The 16,444-nt window shown below is 60.2% G+C and carries 21 protein-coding genes and 2 pseudogenes; 11 read left to right on the top strand and 12 right to left on the bottom strand.

Features of this window, described 5'->3' with window-relative positions; genetic code table 11:
* Positions 1-7 precede the first annotated feature (7 nt).
* From ccoS to NKH37_RS28120, 3 genes are all read left to right on the top strand, one after another.
* Positions 8-163 (top strand): cbb3-type cytochrome oxidase assembly protein CcoS, encoded by a 156-nt coding sequence (gene ccoS / locus NKH37_RS28130; RefSeq protein ID WP_023720408.1) that lies wholly within the window; start codon positions 8-10, stop codon positions 161-163.
* Positions 164-348: 185 nt separating this feature from the next.
* Positions 349-1,455, top strand: coding sequence for a copper-containing nitrite reductase (gene nirK, locus NKH37_RS28125; RefSeq protein ID WP_353041932.1), 1,107 nt, complete (start codon positions 349-351; stop codon positions 1,453-1,455).
* Between the two features lie 52 nt (positions 1,456-1,507).
* Positions 1,508-2,377 (top strand): SUMF1/EgtB/PvdO family nonheme iron enzyme, encoded by an 870-nt coding sequence (locus NKH37_RS28120; protein WP_353041930.1) that lies wholly within the window; start codon positions 1,508-1,510, stop codon positions 2,375-2,377.
* Positions 2,378-2,443: 66 nt separating this feature from the next.
* Here the strand turns inward: NKH37_RS28120 and NKH37_RS28115 are convergent.
* Both NKH37_RS28115 and NKH37_RS28110 read right to left on the bottom strand, forming a co-directional pair.
* A pseudogene (locus NKH37_RS28115) lies at positions 2,444-3,620 on the bottom strand (NnrS family protein).
* 102 nt (positions 3,621-3,722) lie between these two features.
* Positions 3,723-4,160: a pseudoazurin gene (locus NKH37_RS28110; protein WP_023720404.1), complete on the bottom strand. Its 438-nt coding sequence runs from the start codon at positions 4,158-4,160 to the stop codon at positions 3,723-3,725.
* A gap of 151 nt (positions 4,161-4,311) precedes the next feature.
* Between NKH37_RS28110 and NKH37_RS28105 the strand changes: the two genes are divergently transcribed.
* The gene (locus tag NKH37_RS28105; protein WP_031194417.1) at positions 4,312-5,013 is read left to right on the top strand and encodes a Crp/Fnr family transcriptional regulator; all 702 of its coding nucleotides are present in this window, start codon (positions 4,312-4,314) and stop codon (positions 5,011-5,013) included.
* A 3-nt stretch (positions 5,014-5,016) separates the two neighbouring features.
* On the opposite strand, the gene NKH37_RS28100 is transcribed toward NKH37_RS28105, so the two are convergent.
* From NKH37_RS28100 to NKH37_RS28080, 5 genes are all read right to left on the bottom strand, one after another.
* The gene (locus NKH37_RS28100; RefSeq protein ID WP_031194416.1) at positions 5,017-5,232 is read right to left on the bottom strand and encodes a DUF1858 domain-containing protein; all 216 of its coding nucleotides are present in this window, start codon (positions 5,230-5,232) and stop codon (positions 5,017-5,019) included.
* A 96-nt stretch (positions 5,233-5,328) separates the two neighbouring features.
* Positions 5,329-5,472: a hypothetical protein gene (locus NKH37_RS28095; protein WP_352641937.1), complete on the bottom strand. Its 144-nt coding sequence runs from the start codon at positions 5,470-5,472 to the stop codon at positions 5,329-5,331.
* A gap of 66 nt (positions 5,473-5,538) precedes the next feature.
* Positions 5,539-5,697 carry a hypothetical protein gene (locus NKH37_RS28090; protein WP_353011609.1) on the bottom strand — a complete coding sequence of 53 codons (159 nt, stop codon included), beginning with the start codon at positions 5,695-5,697 and terminating at the stop codon, positions 5,539-5,541.
* Positions 5,698-5,702: 5 nt separating this feature from the next.
* A complete protein-coding gene (locus tag NKH37_RS28085; RefSeq protein ID WP_023720399.1) occupies positions 5,703-5,828 on the bottom strand; it encodes a helix-turn-helix domain-containing protein in 126 nt (41 codons plus the stop codon).
* 571 nt (positions 5,829-6,399) lie between these two features.
* Complete coding sequence (locus NKH37_RS28080; RefSeq protein WP_353041928.1) at positions 6,400-6,669, bottom strand: DUF6455 family protein; 270 nt, start codon at positions 6,667-6,669, stop codon at positions 6,400-6,402.
* A gap of 392 nt (positions 6,670-7,061) precedes the next feature.
* Here NKH37_RS28080 and NKH37_RS28075 point away from each other — a divergent pair, with 392 nt between their 5' ends.
* From NKH37_RS28075 to NKH37_RS28060, 4 genes are all read left to right on the top strand, one after another.
* Positions 7,062-8,549 carry a PAS domain S-box protein gene (locus NKH37_RS28075; protein ID WP_245278640.1) on the top strand — a complete coding sequence of 496 codons (1,488 nt, stop codon included), beginning with the start codon at positions 7,062-7,064 and terminating at the stop codon, positions 8,547-8,549.
* On the top strand, positions 8,539-9,153 hold the full coding sequence (fixJ, locus tag NKH37_RS28070) for a response regulator FixJ (RefSeq protein ID WP_353041926.1): 615 nt from the start codon (positions 8,539-8,541) through the stop codon (positions 9,151-9,153). The genes NKH37_RS28075 and fixJ overlap by 11 nt, the downstream gene beginning before the upstream one ends.
* Positions 9,154-9,670: 517 nt before the next feature.
* Positions 9,671-10,117 carry a pyridoxamine 5'-phosphate oxidase family protein gene (locus NKH37_RS28065; RefSeq protein WP_023720394.1) on the top strand — a complete coding sequence of 149 codons (447 nt, stop codon included), beginning with the start codon at positions 9,671-9,673 and terminating at the stop codon, positions 10,115-10,117.
* Between the two features lie 136 nt (positions 10,118-10,253).
* Positions 10,254-10,901, top strand: a complete 648-nt coding sequence (locus NKH37_RS28060; RefSeq protein ID WP_023720393.1) for a helix-turn-helix domain-containing protein — start codon at positions 10,254-10,256, stop codon at positions 10,899-10,901.
* A gap of 664 nt (positions 10,902-11,565) precedes the next feature.
* Here the strand turns inward: NKH37_RS28060 and NKH37_RS34120 are convergent.
* The 5 genes and pseudogenes from NKH37_RS34120 to NKH37_RS28035 all read right to left on the bottom strand — a co-directional run bounded on the left by NKH37_RS34120 (position 11,566) and on the right by NKH37_RS28035 (position 13,882).
* A complete protein-coding gene (locus tag NKH37_RS34120; RefSeq protein ID WP_502897852.1) occupies positions 11,566-11,790 on the bottom strand; it encodes a GCG_CRPN prefix-to-repeats domain-containing protein in 225 nt (74 codons plus the stop codon).
* Between the two features lie 462 nt (positions 11,791-12,252).
* Positions 12,253-12,432, bottom strand: coding sequence for a DUF1501 domain-containing protein (locus NKH37_RS28055; protein WP_352641977.1), 180 nt, complete (start codon positions 12,430-12,432; stop codon positions 12,253-12,255).
* A gap of 217 nt (positions 12,433-12,649) precedes the next feature.
* Positions 12,650-12,910: a periplasmic heavy metal sensor gene (locus NKH37_RS28050; RefSeq protein ID WP_023720391.1), complete on the bottom strand. Its 261-nt coding sequence runs from the start codon at positions 12,908-12,910 to the stop codon at positions 12,650-12,652.
* A 15-nt stretch (positions 12,911-12,925) separates the two neighbouring features.
* Positions 12,926-13,459: pseudogene (locus NKH37_RS34115) on the bottom strand (RNA polymerase sigma factor).
* A gap of 27 nt (positions 13,460-13,486) precedes the next feature.
* Positions 13,487-13,882 carry an EF-hand domain-containing protein gene (locus tag NKH37_RS28035; protein WP_352641942.1) on the bottom strand — a complete coding sequence of 132 codons (396 nt, stop codon included), beginning with the start codon at positions 13,880-13,882 and terminating at the stop codon, positions 13,487-13,489.
* Between the two features lie 560 nt (positions 13,883-14,442).
* Between NKH37_RS28035 and NKH37_RS28030 the strand changes: the two genes are divergently transcribed.
* From NKH37_RS28030 to NKH37_RS28020, 3 genes are read left to right on the top strand one after another with little or no spacing between them, the layout of a single operon-like run.
* Positions 14,443-15,429, top strand: coding sequence for a TerC family protein (locus tag NKH37_RS28030; protein ID WP_353041924.1), 987 nt, complete (start codon positions 14,443-14,445; stop codon positions 15,427-15,429).
* 52 nt (positions 15,430-15,481) lie between these two features.
* Positions 15,482-15,784, top strand: coding sequence for a hypothetical protein (locus NKH37_RS28025; RefSeq protein ID WP_352641946.1), 303 nt, complete (start codon positions 15,482-15,484; stop codon positions 15,782-15,784).
* A gap of 11 nt (positions 15,785-15,795) precedes the next feature.
* The gene (locus tag NKH37_RS28020) at positions 15,796-16,428 is read left to right on the top strand and encodes an exopolysaccharide biosynthesis protein (RefSeq protein ID WP_352641948.1); all 633 of its coding nucleotides are present in this window, start codon (positions 15,796-15,798) and stop codon (positions 16,426-16,428) included.
* Positions 16,429-16,444 lie beyond the last annotated feature (16 nt).

The following is a 16,444-nucleotide window of genomic DNA, read 5'->3' as shown; positions in this document are numbered from 1 at the left end:
GATCCTCATGACAACCCTTGCCTACCTGATACCTGTGGCCCTCTTCCTTGGTGCGCTTGGACTGGGGAGCTTCCTGTGGGCTTTGAGGAGTGGCCAGTACGAAGATCTCGACGGCGCCGCCGAGCGGATCCTTATCGAACGGGAAGACAAACCCGGCCGCTAGCCAAAGCTGATGCAATAACCGGGGCCACGACCTTCTCCACCTCGATCATGACGCGCCAGATCGCTGTATCCGAGGTTCTTGCCTGCCAAGACTGAACTCCAGCAATTTGCGCCAGCGCAAAGAAACGCCGCGTCACGTCAGATAGTTTCTACTCATCTGCAATGGTTGAGAGATAGGAGACTGACATGATCACGCGACGCGAAGCCCTCTTCGGAGCAGCGATTGGCGCTGCCGCCGCAGCGGCGCTGCCCGCATTTTCGGCAACGGTGACAAAGGCAGACATTCGCGGGCTCCCTCGCGGAAAGATCAAGCTCGTCGCACCGCCGTTCGTGCATCCGCACGATCAAGTCGCCAAAGGCGGACCGAAAGTCGTCGAGTTCACCATGACGATCGAGGAAAAGCCCGTTGTCATCGATGCCGACGGCACGACACTGAATGCGATGACCTACAACGGCTCGATTCCCGGCCCACTGATGGTCGTGCATCAGGACGACTACGTCGAACTGACGCTCATCAATCCCGATACCAACTCCCTCGCCCACAACATCGACTTCCACGCCGCGACCGGCGCTCTGGGCGGCGGCGTCCTCACCTTGATCAATCCCGGCGAACAGGTGACCTTGCGCTTCAAGGCGACGCGAACGGGAACGTTCGTCTATCACTGCGCGCCTGGGGGCGCGATGATCCCTTGGCATGTCGTTTCCGGCATGAGCGGCGCAATCATGGTCCTGCCGCGCGATGGGCTCAGGAATGACAAGGGCGAGCCGGTCAAATACGACAAGATCTTCTACATCGGCGAGAACGACTTCTATATTCCGCGCGACGAGAAGGGCAACTTCAAGAGCTACGAATCGGCCGGTGACGGTTACGACGACATCGTCAAGGTCATGCGCGGGCTGATCCCGACGCATGTCGTGTTCAACGGCAAGGTCGGATCCCTGACCGGCGACAACGCAATGAAGGCGAGGGTCGGCGAGACCGTGTTGATCGTCCATTCGCAGGCCAACCGCGATACCCGGCCGCATCTGATTGGTGGTCACGGTGACTATGTCTGGGAACAGGGCAAATTCGCCAACCCGCCGTCCAAGGACCTGGAAACCTGGTTCATCCGCGGCGGTTCGGCGGGCTCGGCGCTCTACACGTTCCTGCAACCGGGCATCTACGCTTACGTCAATCACAATCTGATCGAAGCTGTGGAACTCGGAGCGACTGCTCACTTCATGGTCGAGGGCGAGTGGGATGACGACCTGATGACGCAGGTCGAGGCTCCTAAACCCATCGTCACCAACTGACGGCACTCCAATTTGCCCGGGCAGCGACGCTGTCCGGGCATGGACGAAAGCCATGTCTCCTTTCACCTTGAAGGTTCTCCCGGTCGCCCTGGCCGCCGCTGCTGTTCCGGTAGTGCTCTCGCAACAGGCGGTCTTCGGGGATACACAACGCCATCCCATCGCCATGACGGTCACCTTGCCCCCTGGTTCGATCACCTATCCGACTCCGGGCGAGTTCCTGAAAGAGGGACGCCCGCAAGGCAATCCCCGCCTCGAGCGGCAACTCGACAGACCTCTCGAAATCATGGCCTATCAGGTCGGCGCGGCCGACTACGCGGACTGCGTATCGGCTGGCGGCTGTCAGCCGGCACAGGAGACGCGCGCGATCCCGAGCAATGCTCCGGTGACAGGGGTGAGCTATCTCGATGCCAATGCCTACGCCCGGTGGTATTCGCAAGTGACCGGCGACCAATGGCGGCTGCCATCCGATGAAGAATGGGCCTTTGCCGCCGCGGAGCGGTTCGCCGGCGAATTCGAGGGGGTCGAAAACGACGCCAGCAATCCCGCCAGACGTTGGCTCACCAGCTACAAGGCCGAGGTGGACCTTAATCGCAAACCGGACCCGTTGCCCAAGAGCCGTGGCTCTTTTGGATTCAATTCCCTCGGCCTCGCCGACTTTTCCGGCAATGTCTGGGAGTGGACCTCGACCTGCTATGTCCGCACCACGTTGGCTGCGGATGGAAGCGGTGTTGCGAGTTCGGTCGACAATTGCGGCGTCCACGTCCTTGAAGGGCTTCACAGAGCCTACATGTCGAACTTCGTTAGTGACGGAAAAAGCGGAGGCTGTGCCGTTGGCACGCCTCCCGACAATCTGGGATTCAGATTGGTCCGGGACCATTCGGGATGGGCAAGCCGGATCCTTGGCTGGCTTGGTATCGTCTGAAAAGCAGGAATAGCGGGCCACGTCTTCCCGACCCGTCGCGAGCCCGCCCGCCGCCCTTCCCTCGCCTCACCGTGCCTTGGGTGTCGTCAACGCGGTTCCGTGGATCAGGAGGAAGCCGGCGAATGCCGCCATCCATGCGGCGCCGGCCATATCGATCACCGCGTCTGAGGGGACGAAGGCGGTCAGGATTCGCAATGATCCCGCGAGAAGGACGGCTACGAAGATGAACGAGGTCCCTTTCCCGGCCTTGAGCTCCCGCCCTGTGTGCCCGAGCGTTGCGCGGGTCATCACGGCAAGCGTCATCGCACCGACCGCACCCGCTCCGAGCGCGTGGAGCCCTGCGGCGGCCGGCACGGTGGCAGGAACGAAGATCGATGCCGAAACGAAGGCAAGGCCGACCGGCACGAAGGCATATGCAAGATGGAGGATGAGCACGAGCGGATCCCGCAATGTGCGTTCGCCAGCCCAGCGCGACAGACGCCACGCCTGGCAGATTCCAGCGACTGCCATAAGCATTCCTGAGGCGCGGTTGTCGGAGGCGAACGTCCATGCTCCCAGCGCGATAGCTGAGATGGCTATCGATACGATGTCAAAAACGGCCGAACGGCGCGGGCAGCCTGCCAGGATTTTCGCGAACGAGCCAGTTGCGGGTGAAGCTCGGAATGATGCGCCCACCGATCAGCGAGACGAGCACGATCGCTGCGGCTATACCGAGCCTGCGGCTGATGTCGGATGTGCCTTGAAGATGCGCCTCGATATGGAAAACGCCGTTAGCGCACGCCAGGACGGCAAGCGGCAGCAGCACCTTGAGATTGCGCCAGTTCCGTCCCGCGACGATCTCGCGGGCCGCCGCAGCAGCGACAGCAAGCAGAAAGCAGCCATCGATCACGGCCGCTGCTTCCCAGCCAATATCCGCCGAGAAGAAAACAGCGGCACGGCCGGCAAGCCACAGGACCACCAGCGCCAGCAGCGGCAGGCCTTGCACGGGCAGCCGGCCGGTCCAGTTCGGGATGGCGGTCAGCAAGAACCCGGTAACGATCGCCGGCAGATAGCCGAACAACATTTCATGGATGTGCCAGTCGACGGCAACGAACGCACTGTGAGCATCGAGCTCGCCGGCATACATGGGCAGCCAAAGCAGAATGGACAGCGCGGCATACAGCGACCCGAGGAAGAAGAAGGGCCTGAATCCGTAGGAAAGAAATGCTGGCCCGGTGTAAGCCCGCAGGCGTGGAATCCCCATGATCTGCGTCTCCAAATGAACAGGGCCGGATGAACCGCCGCCCTCGGTCCGTCCGGCCCCGCCTGCCCTTCATGCGGCAGGCATGGCTGTATCGATTCCCGGTCAGTTGGCCGGGACCTGGCTGAACAGGTCGGCAAACACCGTCTTTGCCTTCCCCGCATGTTTCACCGTCTTGGCTATGTCGAGGTTGACCGCCTTGCCGACAACGATCAGGGCGACCATGCCCATGCCGTAGTGAGGCGCGCATTTGACGCCGTACACACCTTCCTGGGTCAGTGTGACGGTGATCTCCTCGTTGGGCTTCCCCTTGAAAGGTTCGGCGCCATCCGGGATCATACCCTTGATCGACTCCGCATCGTGGCCCTTATCGGTCGGCACGAACTTGACTGTGTCGCCGGGTGCCGCCTTGACGAAGGCCGGCTGGAAAACCATGGCGCCTTTTTCGCCCTTATTGAGCATTTGCACCACGTGCTCTTCCCCGCTTGCGCCGCTGGCGAGCGCGAGGATGGAGATTGCGGCAGCGAGGATGGAGAGTTTCATCGATTTGTCCTTTGTTTCGTCTTCGCGGCATTGCGCCGTTCCATGCGATTTAGCTTGATGCGGCCGGGGATAATTTGCGCTGGCGCAAACTCGGGATAAGAAAGGTCTCCCGCACGACTGATGCGGAACCGTAGGGCTGTGAGGGATCCGCTTGGCTGCGTTGGATCGATCGGTGATTTCTGGACTGCCTCTCTTCCAGGGGCTTACGCCCGACGAGCAGAGCGAGATCGTACAAAATGCGCGGTCGTCTCGGTATGCCAAGGACACGGCGATCTTTGAGCAGGAAGCCGAGGCCCATTCGTTTTTCGTGCTGGTCGCCGGGCACATACGCGTTGTCCGCACCACGCCTGACGGGCAGCAGGTCATCGCCAGATACATCAGCGAAGGCGAAATTTTTGGTGTCGCTGCAGCACTAGGGCGAACGACCTACCCTGCCAGTGCGGTCGCCGCGGTGGACTGCGTGGTTCTAGCCTGGCCCAACGCTCTCTGGCCGGACCTGGCGCGACGGTTTCCCCTGTTTGGGGCAAGCACCTACAGGACGATTGGAACCAGGCTGCAGGAGACCCAGACGCGGGTGGTGGAGATGTCCACGGAGCAGGTTGAGCAGCGGGTTGCGCATGCGCTGCTGCGCCTGGCGAACCAGACCGGCCGAAAGACAGACAGCGGCATCGAAATCGACTTCCCGATTTCGAGGCAGGACATTGCCGAGATGACGGGAACGACACTGCACACGGTGAGCCGGCTGCTCAGCAGGTGGGAGGAAAATGGAATAATCGTCAGCGGTCGCCAGAAAGTCACGGTCAAGGATGCACATCGCTTGGTGGTTCTGGCCGAGAACCGCGATAAGGGGTGACCGTCACCGTTCTTCTCGAACAGCCGATTCCAGATCCAAAATGAAGCGGGTCTCGTCGATCCCATGCTCGCGGCATGCTTCGGCCACGGTATGGAAAGCGCCGATCGGGCAACCCACGCAAAGCATCCTGTAGGCCAGCATCACGGCCACCGTTGCCGGCCATTTTCTCATGATCTCGTCAACGACCATGTCGGGGTTGATTGAACTGCGCTGCTTCACGATGAAGTCTCCGCGATATGCGAGGTCTCTTCATAAATCGCGCGCGGGCTGCCTTCGTTGCGCTTTCGCAACTTTGATGAGCGTCTGCCAGGAAAACTAGACCAACGTCATGACCACGATTGCACCGACGACGATCAGAACAAGCCCGCCGATCAGCATAGGGAGCAGTGTGTTGTTCAGGTCGACGCCGGACTCGAATTGCTTGGCCATCGGTGTGTCGTTTTTGTTTGAGTCAGTCATGCTTGTCTCCACGGGCAGGCAGATACGCATCGCGCGGCGTTGCGGCTGATTGTGGGTTTACCCACGCTAATTGGTATGGCGGAGCATCGGATGCAGGTAGCCCGCCGACAAAGTCCTGGGCGTCAACGCGACGTCGGCCAGCGTGTAACGGTCAAGGGTGTTCTGGAAGGAGGCCATCGCCTCGCCGAACATGCCTGAAAGTTGCAGCAGCCGGTAAGCACGCACTCATTTCAGGTCGCGAAGCACTCCACAAGCGCGAAATCTGGCTCCGTCAGCCGTACCACGTCGCCGATCCGGAACTTCTCGCGGCTCCGCCCCAGGGCAAGCCCACCGGAGCGACCGCGGACCGCCTTCAAGTAACGCTGCGCGTCAGGGAATTGGCGATCTTGTTGAGGTGCGTTTCGGATACGTTAAACGTCCGTGCCACCTCCTCGATCGCGATCAGGCGTTCGCCGACGGATCATGGCCTCGTCAAGCACGTATGGCAACGGAGTACCATCGATGATGATCGTTCTCTTGCTCCGACCATTCGCAGTCATGTGCATGTCCTTGGTTTTCGAGGGACCTCAAGGTGATCCCCGCACTCAAACAGGCCCGCGACGCGCCGAGTGAAGTCGCGTCTACGATGGGGCCTTCGTCGGCATGGATCGGATCGGACCTGAAAGAAATACGTAAATTTGTTTTTTATCCAATCTTACTGTGTCTGCAAATCCGCACGTATCACCCGAGCAACAACTGCCGGCGCCTCGCAGTGTCGTTAGTTAGCGGCGCGCCGTTGCGGGGCATCGCTGCAGGTTCCTGTCATGGTGGCCTTGATAACAAGCGGGCAGCCCGTGGGGCCAGTCGGCTGTTTACATGAAAGTGGAGTTGCAGGCATTCGCGGCGGCCTTGGTGACGCGAACTGCGGTATGCCTGCGTAACGCTCTATCATTGGCCAACGGCTGCGTGCCGCAGCCGTGCGATCAGGTCGCGGTTGCGGCAATAGTCTGGCGGATCATCAGCTTGCTGGTGTTCATCAAGCCAAGTCGAGCATTCATCCTGGTGCCCGCAGGAGCGACACCGGTCCACCGCCCGATTGGTTACGCCAACATCGTCCGGAACGACCTTCAATTGTTTGTCGACGCCGAGCTTCTGCATCATGCTTCCCATCAAGGCGGTCCTGGCGTCGACTGAAATCAGGTAGTCGAGAAAACTCATGTCGTTTTACTCCCGTTTCCCGGCAGATCATCGCCATGTCGGCGACCGCTGCATTGATCTCGGTCAACAGTCGACTCCTCTCGTGGCGATTGGGGCTGGCGTGAATGCCGCAAGGTGACAACTTTGAAATTCCTATGTGACCGGCGGCTATACGACATAAGGGTGCAGCCGGCAGGCCGATGGGGTGAGCTCCGAAAGGTCCAGCAGGCTCGACCGCAACTGTTTGGCTTCATGGGTTTTCCGTGTGCAGAACGAGCAATGGATGGTAACAAGACTGCGCTGCGGGTTCCCCGATCATAGGACTTGATTTGGACGACAAACAAACACGTAACTTGTCGACTGGTGTTTGCGCCGAAGGGCGGGGCACGGCCGAACACGACCGGCTCTCCCAGATGTTCGAGCAGGCCCCTGGTTTCATCGCGTTGATGCGTGAGCCGGGCCACGTCTTCGAGCTGACCAACGCCGCCTATCAACGCCTGATTGGCCAGAGGCAAGTGATAGGAAGGTCGGTACGCGAGGCCCTGCCCGAGCTTGCAGGCCAGGGTTTCTACGAGCTGCTGGACCAGGTGTACGAAACGGGCGAGCCCTACAGCGGTCAGGGCGTGAAGGTCGCTCTTCGCAACAAGGATGAGGAGCCGGTCGAAGAGCGCATCCTCGATTTCGTCTATCAGCCCATCAAAGCCGACGATGGTCGCATCACGGCCATCTTTGTCCAAGGCACCGACGTCAGCGAGCTCTCCTTTGCGAACGCCGCACTTCGTTTGCGTGAAGATCATTTGCGCTCGATCCTGGCGACGGTGCCCGACGCAATGGTCGTCATCGACGAACAGGGCAGTATTCAATCCTTCAGCGCGGCTGCCGAAACGCTGTTCGGTTACCAGTCGAGCGAAGTCATCGGTCAGAACGTCAATCTGCTGATGCCGTCACCCTACCGCGAAGAGCATGATGCTTATCTGCACCGGTATCTATCAACCGGTGAGCGCCGGATAATCGGGCTCGGCCGCACCGTCACTGGAATGCGCAAGGATGGCTCAACTTTTCCGATGGAACTTTCTGTCGGTGAAATGCATCCTGGAACCGGCCGCTTCTTTACCGGCTTCTGCCGCGACTTGACGGAGCGCCACAGAGCAGAGGCAAGGATACAGGAGCAGCAGCAGGAGCTTCTCCACATGGCGCGGTTTACCGCGCTAGGCGAAATGGCTTCGACACTTGCCCATGAAATCAACCAGCCCCTCACGGCAATCACGAACTACCTGAAAGGCAGTCGCCGGCTTCTCGAAAAAAGCACGGAAGAGAATGCGCCGATGCTGAGGGAAGCCGTCGAAAAGGCAGCGGAACAGGCATTAAGGGCCGGAGACGTCATTCGCCACCTGCGGGACTTCGTCGCAAGAGGCGAGAGTGAGCGTCAAGTCGAACGCCTGCCGGCGATTATCGAGGAAGCCTCGTCACTGGCACTGGTCGGCTCAAGAGAAATAGACGTGCGTGTCAGCTATAAGCTCGATCCCGCCGCCGAACTGGTCTTGACGGACCGCATCCAGATTCAGCAGGTCCTGCTGAACCTGATGCGCAATGCGATAGATGCCATGCAAGGCGTACCACGCCGTGAGTTGCAAATCATAACTGTGGCCCGTGATGACGGCATGGCTGAGGTAAGCGTGATCGACACGGGCACCGGTCTTGCGCCGGAAGTCTCCGCCCAGCTTTTCCAGCCATTTGTCACCACTAAAAAGCAGGGCATGGGCGTCGGCCTCTCTATTTGCCGTACGATCGTTGAGTCGCACGGCGGTCACATCTGGGCCGAGGCAATGCCGTCCGGAGGAACCGCCTTCCGGTTCACCTTGCGCATCGTGGAAAAGGAAGAGGTCGCCAGTGGCCGATAGCCATCTTGTGCATGTAGTCGATGACGACGTCGACGTTCGCAAATCGCTTGGTTTTCTGTTGGCGACGGCTGACTTCGCTGTGCGCCTGCACGAATCGGCGACAGCTTTTCTGGCCACGGCCACGATCAGTCTTGACGGCTGCATCGTGACCGATGTGCGCATGCCCGGCATTGACGGCATCGAGTTCCTGCGGCAGCTCCGGACCCGCGGGCATGCCATTCCAGTTATTGTCATGACGGGTCATGCCGACGTGGCGCTCGCTGTTCAGGCGATGAAGGAAGGTGCCGCCGATTTCATCGAAAAGCCGTTTGACGACGAGGTGCTGATCGATGCGATCCGCTCCGCGTTGGGCAATCGTAACCAGGCGGATGCGACACACCCACAAAGCGTGGAAATCCGCGGGCGTCTGGCCGCCCTGTCGGAGCGAGAACGACAGGTGCTGGACGGTCTTGTGTCCGGCCTGCCAAACAAGGCGATTGCCTACGATCTTGGCATCAGCCCGCGCACGGTCGAGATCCATCGCGCCAATGTCATGAGCAAAATGGCCGCGAGCAGCCTGTCGCATCTCGTGCGCATGGCATTGGTTGTGGAATCCGAACGTTAGGGCGAGTCCCCAAGAAACTTCCCGCTGTTTGCCGGGATGCCATCCGGAATCCAGTCGCGCCAGTGGGTCGGGTGGATGTCAACGCGCGATCGGCTGGCAGCGTTCCTCCAGCCTTCCCGCTCCTTTATGCAAGGGAAGACAAGGGTATGTTCGCCGTCCTCGTCAAAGACGGCGAGTTCGAGCTCACGACCGAACGGAGCGCTTGAGATTGGCTTCCACATCATTCCCTATGATGCGTAGAAGCGGCAGGCCCCCGCATTGATCTCGATCATATTTCCGAGATCGGCCACTCCCGCATCGCCGGTGACAGCGCGGCCTGGCCTCCATGTGAATGACGAGACCGGCCACACATGGTCGTTTGGTCGTATGTCGCATGACCGACTCCTTGATCGTGATCAATCATCGCCCTGGCAGCAGGACTATAATCGAGATTCAAACAAGATCCGCGATGCCGGATATCAAACCCAATAAAGCACGGTGACACCCGTGCAGTGACGAAAAACAGGAGATCGCGTTGATGTTGATCCGTACGCTTTCCGCCTTGGAATGTACGAAATTGCTCACGACCAATCGTGTCGGCCGCTTGGCATGCGCGAAAGACGGGCAGCCCTACGTCGTCCCGCTGCATTATGCCCATGCGGACAATCACCTTTACGCATTTTCCATGTTGGGTAAGAAGATCGACTGGATGCGGGCCAATCCGCTGGTGTCCTTCCAGGTCGACGAACGCGGCCAAGGGCGGGGATGGAGAAGCGTGGTTGTCGACGGCCGCTATGAAGAACTGACTGACCAGATCGGCTGCAAGGTTCAGCGCGACCATGCATGGTCGGTGTTGAGCAGGCACACCAACTGGTGGGAGCCAGGTGCCCTCAAGCCAGTTACGCCCGCCGTTTCGGACAGCACGCCGCACGTTTTCTTTCGCATCCTCATCGAGCAGGTGTCGGGCCGCGAAGCAAGTGAATAGCTAAACGATCGCCGAAAAAGACGTTCGGGCCAGCGCAAGCGGTGGTTATAGGTAATTCCCCGTAGGGACATAACCGAATTTCGCGACATAAGGATTCGCGCGATTGCTGTGACACGGACCAACCGGGAAAACAGCCATGCACGCCTACACAACCTCGCGAATCGAAGCGCAGTCGCGGTCGCCTCAGCCGAACCCGCCGGAGACATTCCATCCCGCGCTGCTGCAGCCGCTCAACTTCTTTCCCGCCGGTGCGGGAATCTATGCCCAGGGCGAAAAGGCCGGGGTCTTCTACCAGGTCGAGTTTGGCGCCGTGCGCATCTACCGCCTGCTTGCTGACGGGCGCCGGCAGATAAGTGCCTTTCACCTGGCTGGAGAGACATTCGGCTTCGAAGGCGGTGCAACGCATCATTTCTTCGCCGAAGCTATCAATGCCACCGGCATCCGCGTCTTCCGCATCGCTGCCGGAGCCGACATGTCGCATCAGTTGCTGCCGCTGGCGCTCAAGGGCCTGACAAGGGCGCAGGAACACCTTCTGGTCCTAGGTCGTCAGAACGCCATTGAACGCGTCGCAGCGTTCCTCGTCGACATGGCGGAGCGCCAAGGCGGTCTGCGTAAGATTGAGTTGCCGATGTCGCGCATGGATATCGGCGACTACCTAGGACTCACCATCGAGACGGTCTCGCGGGTCTTCACCAGGCTTAAGAAGAAAGGCGTCATTCGTTTGATTAGCCTGCGCAGCATCGAAATCGCCAAGCATGACGCGCTTCAGAATATGAGCGAGTGAATGGCAACATGCTACGTCCAAGCGGAATACGGCCTCCCTCTATCGGTTAGAAACCTGTATCCGCCCGAACCGCGGATTCGCCACGGCGCGGACGCATGGTGGCCTGACCTTCGTCGTCACCGGATGGCCCTTGCCGAATTCGAGGCCCAAGAAGGATATTGAAGGCAACTATCTGAAGGTGATCGAGCTTGCACCCCAGTTCGCCGGGCGATTTCGTGGAGCTAAGCGCGAAGCGCGTTTTGCGGGTGCTGCAATGCCGAACTTTGCCGCAAGCCTTACGGCCCCGGCTGCGGACACTCATCCCGCCTTGCCGCCTTGCCGCCTTGCCGCCTTGCCGCCGTGCGCCAAGTCGGTCAAGATCACTTCGGCAGCCGTCTTGCGCAAAGGCGCTACATGGATAATACCATTCCGAACTTGACTTCGATCTTGCTTCGACCAGGCCAAGAGATGCCTGGTCGCGTTGTGCCGAGCTCCTCGGTTGGCTGGGCGACTGTGGTCAGGCGCGGCACGGACCGATAATCCTCCGCAACGGCGGATAGCATGTCGCCGTGCCTTCGCTTGGAGCATCGACTCTGGATACGGCATCCTATCCGGAGCATGCCGGGCGTGTTCGGTTCGGCGCTCAGAGCTTACCATCAAGGCCAAACTCCGATCAACTCCGGCGTTAGTGCCAATAATACCAATGGCGGTGGTGCCAACCCGGACGATAGATTATCACGGGGCCCCGCACCACGGGACGGACAACAACACGTCGATTGGGCACACAGCGCCCCCAGCGATTTGGATGCCAGCCCCAGCCGCAACCGTAACGGACGTTTTCGATCGGAGACGATGTGACAGGCGGGTTTGTCGCGCTCAACGGGACGGCAGGAGATGGACCACTGAGCATTAACAGCGATCCGGCACCTATAAACGCTGTCACCAGACATTTCACCATCGTCGGAATCTCCTTCAAAAGATACTCACGCCCGTTAAACGCCGCAGAAATCTCGATCCGTCGCTGGCAGTGATCTTTTGAATCGGCGATCCTCCGGTCGCCTCTTTCGGCCATTTGAAAAATTGGCGAGGGCCTCTGGCGAGCGCTGAAATGGCTGCGAACTCGACAGGCATTCCGAACTGCGCCCGGACAACAGGTCTGCGTCAAGACCAGCGGCACTGGGCCAATCTGCTGCGTACCAGCGATCAGGTTTCAATCAGGCCGCTGAGCGCCGTTTTGAATGTTCTGTCGGGAAACAAGCGTCGCATCGTCAGCTCGGTTTCAAGCCTAGGCCCTTCGGCGGCCACAGTCGCGATAAGCGCGTCCAGATCCAGCGTCGGCGCCAGGTCCCTCCCCTCTTAAAGCGCGCTTTGGCTAAATCCGGGCCAATCCGCCAGTACGCGGCCACCAAGCACTGCGCCTCCTGGCACCATTGGCTGCGGAGGCCGTGCCGTGATCTGTGCCGCCTGTGCCGTTTACTGCAGCCGTGCGCCCGAATTCGGTGGCGACGAGTACTGCGGTCTGGCGCCAGACCTCGCCAAGCCCCGCGCGAATGAGCCGTTCAACGTGTCAAGCGCCCGCAACTGGTTGGCGAGGCGGCTGATCTGGCCGCTATGCGTGTCCCATCCACCGGTCGCGATCATCGCGACCCGCGGCCCGTCTGCATCCGCCCCACCTGGCTGGATTCTGTCGCGCGTGCGCGTCTAGTGCCAGCCCGCGGCCATCCTGTCCTGGCGCGGAACGACGGACGCGTCGTTGACGTCGCGGCGAATTAGTTGTTGCCGGAATTAAGGCGCCGCAGCATGGCGCCGCGGCCTCTCAAGCCCTCGACTAAGATCTGGCGCTCAGCCTGCGTAAGCGTTTGGGCGAAATCGATGACGGCCTTTTCAAGACGCGTGCGCAAGGCAATGTCAGCCGTCCGGACTGCCGACAGCTGCGCTTCGACGGCCGTCCGGTCCAGCGGGTCCTGCGCGATAAGTCGCGCCAGTTCGGCGCGGCCGGCGCGTGCGGCTTCGAACCGTTCGGGGCTCATTGTGTCCGCTCCAGGCTAATCGTCACGCTCGGCCTCAAGATGATTGCGCAGATTGCGGCGGGCGCGCGCGAGAAGGCTTTCCAAGGCTTCGACGCTGATGCCCATGACATCGGCGGCGTCGATATTGGAAAGTTCCTGATAGTACTGGCGCTGCCGATCGGGAAGTATCGCCAGCGCTGTTGCGATCGATTGCCTTTCGCCGCGATCGCGCAATCTCTGGTCGGGGCCAGGCCCCGGTCGGCCCGGTCGGGCGGCTCTGCGATATATATTTCACGGCGCCTGCGGAGGCGGTCATGGCAAAGATTGAGCGCCCACGCGATGCAGCCATGTGTCGAAGCGTGCGTTCCCCGCCTCCCAGTCCGGTGACTGGCGCCATATCCGGAGGAACACTTCCTGTGCGACATCCTCTGCCTCGCTACGATCACCCAGCATGCGTGCCGCAAGTCCGAGCACGCGGGGCAGCTTGCGGGAGATCATGCTGCGAACCGCCGCCTGATCGCTTCGCGCGATCCGGGCCAGAAGGTCCTCGTCTGTCTCCTGGCCACTCAAGGATAATGTGCCCGCAAATCTTTGCCTTCACTTCTTGGCCAATGCCTTTCGCGCTGAAAGCTCCTCAGCCGAAATCATGCCGTCTGCGTTTGTATCGATAAGATCGAAACGCCGTCTTGCCATCGGATCAATCTCGGCCTTTTCGAGAAAGCCGTCATTGTTCTTGTCCAGTGTTGCAAACACTTTTGAGGGGTCACGCTCGCCCTTGCCCGCGGCCGGACGCGCTTTCCATTCGTCCAGTGAGATTTTGCCGTCGGTGTTGGTGTCGGCACGCATTATCCGTATTTCGAACGCCGACTGAAATTCGGCCAAGGCCAGCTTGCCGTCGCCATTCTTGTCACCGAGCGGCGCGGCCGCGCCCGCCCCCGTGCAAAGCAGGATGATTGCGGGCATGGATATGCTGCGCTTGAGGAAGGTCTTCATTGCGTGGTCCTTTCGGTCGAGGTTCAGGCTCGATCGTTAAACGCCGGCAAAAACGATATCCGTCGCCGGTTGGACCGCTTTCTTTGGCTGGAGCACTTTGATCACCTGTGAAATTCAATAGGACGTGGAATGGCGTGGCCGCATGATGGTCGTGACGACATCACCAGCGGCCGGAGTCGCCCCCAAGCGGAAGCTCGCTCGCTCCGGGTCAATTCACGGCCGTGACCAAATGCAGCTTATCCCTGGCAGGCGGTCCGCCCCCTGCCAAGGGCAAGGTCGTCATCAAGGCAGATAGCGCTTTCCTTGTTCTTATTGTCTTCACCTCTCGCCCATCATCTCATGTCGCGCCAGATGGGGTGTGCTTCACGTGTACGACCTAAGCGAGACTCCGAGAGGCAAATTTTCCGGCCCAATAAAAGTCCCGCCGGACCCTTGATCGCCAGAAAATGAATCCCCAACTGGGCACCAACCCGCTGGTCCGGGCCCCTCTGGTGAGAGCCTCGGCACTCTTGCGATGTCGGACCGATTTTCTGACAACCCGTGCCGACAGGCGATTGCCCTTGAACCTCTCATTTTTGTTCGTCGAGTGGCTGGGAACGCCGCTCTGGATGTGGTCGAGCTTTTTTGCCCTCGTTATCGCCATTTTGTCGTTCGACCTTGGAATTCTTCACAGGCAGGACAAGGAAATCGGCGTCCGTGAAAGCGTAATGCTTTCTGCCCTCTATATCGCGCTCGGGCTCGCCTTCGGTGGCTGGGTATGGTGGTATCTCGGCTCCGACGCCGGCCTCGCCTATCTGACAGGCTTCGTCGTCGAAAAGACGCTGGCGCTCGACAACGTCTTCGTCATTGCCCTGATATTCTCATTCTTTGCCGTGCCGCGCATTTACCAACACCGGGTGCTCTTCTGGGGCATCCTCGGCGTCCTCGTGCTGCGTGCCATCATGATCGGTGTCGGCGCGACGCTGGTCGTCGAGTTCGCTTGGGTCCTTTATATCTTCGCCGCGTTCCTGATTGTCACTGGCATCAAGATGCTGATCATCAAGGAGGCAGAACCTGACGTATCGAAGAACGTCCTCGTCCGCTTCATGCGCAATCGCCTTAACGTCACCGACGAGCACCACGGCGAGCGGTTTTTCGTCAAAAAGAGAAATCTCGGGACGCGCCGGACGAGCTGGTTCATCACGCCGCTCTTCATGGCGCTGGTGATGGTCGAGGTGGCCGACGTCATCTTCGCCGTGGATTCCATCCCTGCGATTTTCGCGATCACAACCGATCCGTTCATCGTCTACACCTCGAACATCTTTGCGATCCTCGGCCTTCGCGCCCTTTATTTCGCGCTTGCGGCGATGATCCACCGCTTCCGTTACCTGAAGCCCGCGCTCGCTATCGTTCTGATCTTCATCGGCTCGAAGATCTTCGTCGCCGATCTCCTGGGCCTTGAAAAGTTCCCGGCCGCCCTCTCGCTCGGCATTACCTTTGCGATCATTGGCGCCGGCGTGGTCTGGAGTCTTCTCAAGACGCGGGATCAGCAGCGGCAGCCTGTGTGACCGGGCTCTGCAAAGACGAATACCGTTAGCTAAGGAACAGAAGGAAGAAGATATGATTGCGGAATTCATCACCTGGATTTTTGCCATGCTCGTCATCGGCCCCCTGCAAACCCAGATACAGGAACAAGCTGAGCGCGCGAGGCTTCCGGTGGAAATCGTTCGCCAGTCCCAGAACTGCCTGACGTCTCAAGGCCCGCAACTGATTGAGCGCGCCGCCGGCGACTACGGCTGGGCGGCGGTCACCGCCATCAACATAGCGATTGGCCGTACCGCGCCGGTGGAGCTTCTAGATAGCCAGGACCCGCAATGCGCAGCCCTTGTCCGGGCTCTGAACAGAGCTGGCGAGGATGCGTAAGGACCGGCTGCGTGCGCGAGACGTCCGATCAGGATGCGAACAGAAGACCGCCGCAGGGTGCGGCCTCCGCGCGGTTGAACGAGATGCTGGAACTCGCTCGCGCGAAAGGCGGCCTCTCGATTGGGGAGGCTCTGGAGGCGATGGGCCAAACTGGCATCGGCTTCTCAATCCTGTTTCTGGCCATTCCGGCGCTGACGCCGATCCCGGGGCCGTTCGGCATGGTTTTCGGCAGCGGACTCGCGCTGGTCTCGCTCCAGATCGTCGCGGGCAACCGGAGGGTCTGGTTCCCCGCCATCATCAGCGAGCGCCAGTTTTCGCCTGCGGCGCTCGATCTTGTCGTCCGTCATTCGATGCCGATGATCGGCCGGGTGGAGAAAATGGTGCGCGCCGGTCGGCTGGAGATCCTGACGGGCCCGACGGTGCAGACCCTGCTCGGCGTACCGATCTTCCTGCTCGCCGTCGTTATCGCCCTGCCAATTCCCTTCGGCAATATCCTGCCGGTGCTCTCACTGGTGGTCTTGGCCGTCGCCTTGATGGAACGCGACGGTCTCGTCACCCTGATTGGACTGCTGCTCGCCTCGGCGTCGTTTGTCGCGACCGCGGCTCTGCTTGTTGTTGTGGCCTCAGCGCTCTCGACGTCCTAAGCGCCGGATTTGCGAG

Origin of the sequence: Mesorhizobium sp. M1217 (assembly GCF_040318275.1) — a bacterium.
In the GTDB taxonomy this organism is placed as follows: Bacteria; Pseudomonadota; Alphaproteobacteria; order Rhizobiales; family Rhizobiaceae; genus Mesorhizobium.
The sequence above is the reverse complement of the archived record's forward strand: the minus strand, read 5'-3'. Positions and strand labels throughout refer to the sequence as shown.

What these genes read in the sequence shown, in the direction of transcription:
- NKH37_RS28035 (WP_352641942.1), bottom strand. Translation starts at nt 13,882, where the DNA reads ATGAAGACCTTCCTCAAGCGCAGCATATCCATGCCCGCAATCATCCTG.
- NKH37_RS28065 (WP_023720394.1), top strand. Translation starts at nt 9,671, where the DNA reads ATGTTGATCCGTACGCTTTCCGCCTTGGAATGTACGAAATTGCTCACG.
- nirK (WP_353041932.1), top strand. Translation starts at nt 349, where the DNA reads ATGATCACGCGACGCGAAGCCCTCTTCGGAGCAGCGATTGGCGCTGCC.
- NKH37_RS28110 (WP_023720404.1), bottom strand. Translation starts at nt 4,160, where the DNA reads ATGAAACTCTCCATCCTCGCTGCCGCAATCTCCATCCTCGCGCTCGCC.
- NKH37_RS28060 (WP_023720393.1), top strand. Translation starts at nt 10,254, where the DNA reads ATGCACGCCTACACAACCTCGCGAATCGAAGCGCAGTCGCGGTCGCCT.
- NKH37_RS28095 (WP_352641937.1), bottom strand. Translation starts at nt 5,472, where the DNA reads ATGACTGACTCAAACAAAAACGACACACCGATGGCCAAGCAATTCGAG.
- ccoS (WP_023720408.1), top strand. Translation starts at nt 8, where the DNA reads ATGACAACCCTTGCCTACCTGATACCTGTGGCCCTCTTCCTTGGTGCG.
- NKH37_RS28025 (WP_352641946.1), top strand. Translation starts at nt 15,482, where the DNA reads ATGATTGCGGAATTCATCACCTGGATTTTTGCCATGCTCGTCATCGGC.
- NKH37_RS28120 (WP_353041930.1), top strand. Translation starts at nt 1,508, where the DNA reads ATGTCTCCTTTCACCTTGAAGGTTCTCCCGGTCGCCCTGGCCGCCGCT.
- NKH37_RS34120 (WP_502897852.1), bottom strand. Translation starts at nt 11,790, where the DNA reads ATGCTCAGTGGTCCATCTCCTGCCGTCCCGTTGAGCGCGACAAACCCG.
- NKH37_RS28080 (WP_353041928.1), bottom strand. Translation starts at nt 6,669, where the DNA reads ATGAGTTTTCTCGACTACCTGATTTCAGTCGACGCCAGGACCGCCTTG.
- NKH37_RS28075 (WP_245278640.1), top strand. Translation starts at nt 7,062, where the DNA reads ATGTTCGAGCAGGCCCCTGGTTTCATCGCGTTGATGCGTGAGCCGGGC.
- NKH37_RS28050 (WP_023720391.1), bottom strand. Translation starts at nt 12,910, where the DNA reads ATGAGCCCCGAACGGTTCGAAGCCGCACGCGCCGGCCGCGCCGAACTG.